Genomic DNA, 2,747 nt, shown 5'->3' on the forward strand with positions numbered 1-2,747 from the left:
AGCCTTCAATGGTGTCATCAAGCGGATAATATACAAGGCATGTGGTTACAATGATCTTGATTATCTCTATCTAAAAATCAGGCAGGAGGCCCAAAAATGATCAGCCAACCTGTAAAAGGGCCTAAAGAAGTTGCTTTCCCAATTGAAAATAACTGCATAGTAACACTTGCTTTTCTTCATGATAGATCCTGGCCCGGCACAAAAGAAGATATCGACGCAATCATCGATAGCAGCACCATGGAAGAGCTCAGTTGGAATATTATCAATAGCCTTCAGGTGGAACTGTCAGAAGAAGCCCAGCAACAAATGGCTGTAGCTCAATCCAAATACCCGGATGAGACGTTAAGCGAACAACGGCAGCCTTTGAAATGGACAACACCGGAAGATGATGAACTGAATGCCCGTTTTAAGGCCAATCCACACCTTTTTTGAATGACGAATAAAGATCTGCCCTGACAGAGTGTTATTCTCTGTCAGAAGCTTCCAGAACTTTGTTCATTACAACTTTTTCTACACCACTCATACCATCTGTAAACTGTCGCTGTATGTCGTAGCCGCGTTTCTGGAAAAAAGTCACAGACGCTTCATTCAGACACTCTGCTGTCATTTCTGCGTACCGACTGGCCAGGCTCTGCTCGGCATCATCAAGCAGCTTCAGCCCAATACCTTTTTGTCTGGCCTGTTCCGATACCCATAGGATATCAATATGATTACGGTTGATAGCGATAAGGCCGACCAGTTGATCTTCTGCCCAGGCCACTCTCATAGAAGGCCAGTTGCCCCGGATGTATTTCTCTACATCATCACCTTCTGTCCAGGGCATGCTCTTGCCAGGCTCCATCAAGCCTTCATAAATGCTCATAAGAGAGTTTTGACAAAGTTTAGCGATTGCCCCCATATCTATTTCGCGTGCTTCGCGAATAACCATACTGCTCACTTGGTCTTCCTTTTATTCATTGTGTAAAAAGCGCAAAACCCTGCGCTCTATAAAGTAGGTGGTATGTAAGGGCTAACGACTCACTTTTCAATGCCCAATGAAAATCAGGCTGCCAATAAGGGTCTTTCACCCGACAGACCACAAAATAACGAACAATCGTTCTGGTCAATCGCAAAAAATCGACAGATATACGAATTGGTTACAAGATGATCAGTCTTTACTCTGCAACCTTCTAACTGGTTGCTTGGAGCCTGACGGGCTTATGTTTTCGAGCTTGAAATTCAGTAGAGCGAGTCAGTTTTTTCGTTGGATTTGCGCGAATAGTTGACCTATTTAAGTAAATTCAACGGAAAAACTGGCCGCTCTTTCTGGATTTCAAGCCGAAGTGGTCATAAGTCCGGCAGGCTCCTGTAGGAGTGATGACAATGACAGCACGTCTTCAGGAAAGCCTGGCTGAAATGCTTCTTGGGTTTCATGATCTGGAAGATCTTGAGCAAATCAAGTCTCTGGTCGAGTCTGCCAACAAAGGGGCAGCCTCTGGTGCCAACCATTTTGTAGAAAATTCCGGTCAGGCTGTTCAGCCACACGACCTCAAAAATTTCCTCCGAATGTATCCAATGGCACAAGCAATGGTCGCAATGGTTCGCCACTACGAGCTCAATAAAGAGACGGATACCCTCAAGGTCGTACTCGAATCCTTGCTGGAAGGCCTGGAAGAAAGAGAAGCTAACGAAACTCTGCACTGATAATAGGTTTCGAGTACTAGCCTTGATTGAAGGCTTTTTATTCCGATCGTGGCTGTTTATGCTGAAAGAGTTCTGAACTGAATCAGTGAGGCGTAAGCATGTTGACTCTGTCAAAGGAAGATAGACGCCAGCTTGATGAGAACGGCTATCTGGTAGTTCCTGATGCCGTTCCCTTGCCATTATGCAATGATGCAATCGGCCTGATTGCAGAGTTTCTCGATATTGGCCTCGATAACCCTGAAAGCTGGTATGAAAAGGATCTGGGTTATAACGGTATTGTTCCGGTTCATCAGCACCAGAGCATCTGGAATATAAGACAACATCCAAATATCCACTCTCTGTTCTCGCAACTGCTTGATACTGAGAATCTCTGGGTGCGGCTGGATCGACTGTCATTCAAACCTCCCTCCCTGGATCCAATAGCTGACACACCGAAACGCCATATTCATCTCGACTTCCCCATTGAACAACTCACCTCGATGCGGCTACAGGGGATTCTCTATCTGACCGATACCGGGAAAGATCAGGGTGCATTCTGCTGTGTTCCAAGTCTGTTCAAAAACAACGATGTCCTTAAAAGTCGTGAAAGCCTGTGGTTCTCTGAAGATGAGCTGAGCCGATATCCTATCGAAGCAATAGACGGTAAAGCGGGCTCACTGATTATCTGGGACTCAGGACTACCGCACTCAGGCATGTTGAATGTTTCTGACAGCCCCAGACTGGCCCTCTACCTATCCATGTTTCCGGCAGGCACAGAAGAAACCAACAAAGAGCGTGTACGACTCTGGCAGGAAAACAGGGCTCCAGAAAAATGGCGGGGCTTGCCTTATCAACAAGATCCAGAGCCGGGAGAACCAGCGCAGCTCAGCGAGCTGGGGAAAAAACTACTGGGTTTGAAACAGCTGAAAGAATATAAGTAGCAACTTGAACTACCAAGCCTAGGAGCCTGACCGAGAATAGCGGTCGAAATTAAAATTCAGTAGAACGAGTCCATTTTTTCGATGGATTTGTGCGAATAGTGGGCCTATTCAATCAAATTCATCGGAAAAATGGGCCGTTCTTTC

Annotated in this window: 4 protein-coding genes; 3 read left to right on the forward strand and 1 reads right to left on the reverse strand. The window is 45.9% G+C overall.

The features are described from left to right. The first annotated feature begins 96 nt into the window (after window positions 1-96). Window positions 97-432, forward strand: a complete 336-nt coding sequence (locus ACR2PX_RS14310) for a hypothetical protein (RefSeq protein WP_434000033.1) — start codon at window positions 97-99, stop codon at window positions 430-432. A 31-nt stretch (window positions 433-463) separates the two neighbouring features. Here ACR2PX_RS14310 and ACR2PX_RS14315 read toward each other — a convergent pair whose 3' ends face one another. Next, a complete protein-coding gene (locus tag ACR2PX_RS14315) occupies window positions 464-928 on the reverse strand; it encodes a GNAT family N-acetyltransferase (RefSeq protein ID WP_434000036.1) in 465 nt (154 codons plus the stop codon). Window positions 929-1,362: 434 nt separating this feature from the next. On the opposite strand from ACR2PX_RS14315, the gene ACR2PX_RS14320 reads away from it, so the two are divergent. Then, complete coding sequence (locus tag ACR2PX_RS14320; protein WP_434000034.1) at window positions 1,363-1,683, forward strand: hypothetical protein; 321 nt, start codon at window positions 1,363-1,365, stop codon at window positions 1,681-1,683. Between the two features lie 98 nt (window positions 1,684-1,781). Then, on the forward strand, window positions 1,782-2,603 hold the full coding sequence (locus ACR2PX_RS14325; protein ID WP_434000035.1) for a phytanoyl-CoA dioxygenase family protein: 822 nt from the start codon (window positions 1,782-1,784) through the stop codon (window positions 2,601-2,603). Window positions 2,604-2,747: the final 144 nt, after the last annotated feature.

The sequence above is a fragment of the Endozoicomonas sp. genome (genome assembly GCF_051008435.1).
GTDB lineage: Bacteria > Pseudomonadota > Gammaproteobacteria > Pseudomonadales > Endozoicomonadaceae > Endozoicomonas_A.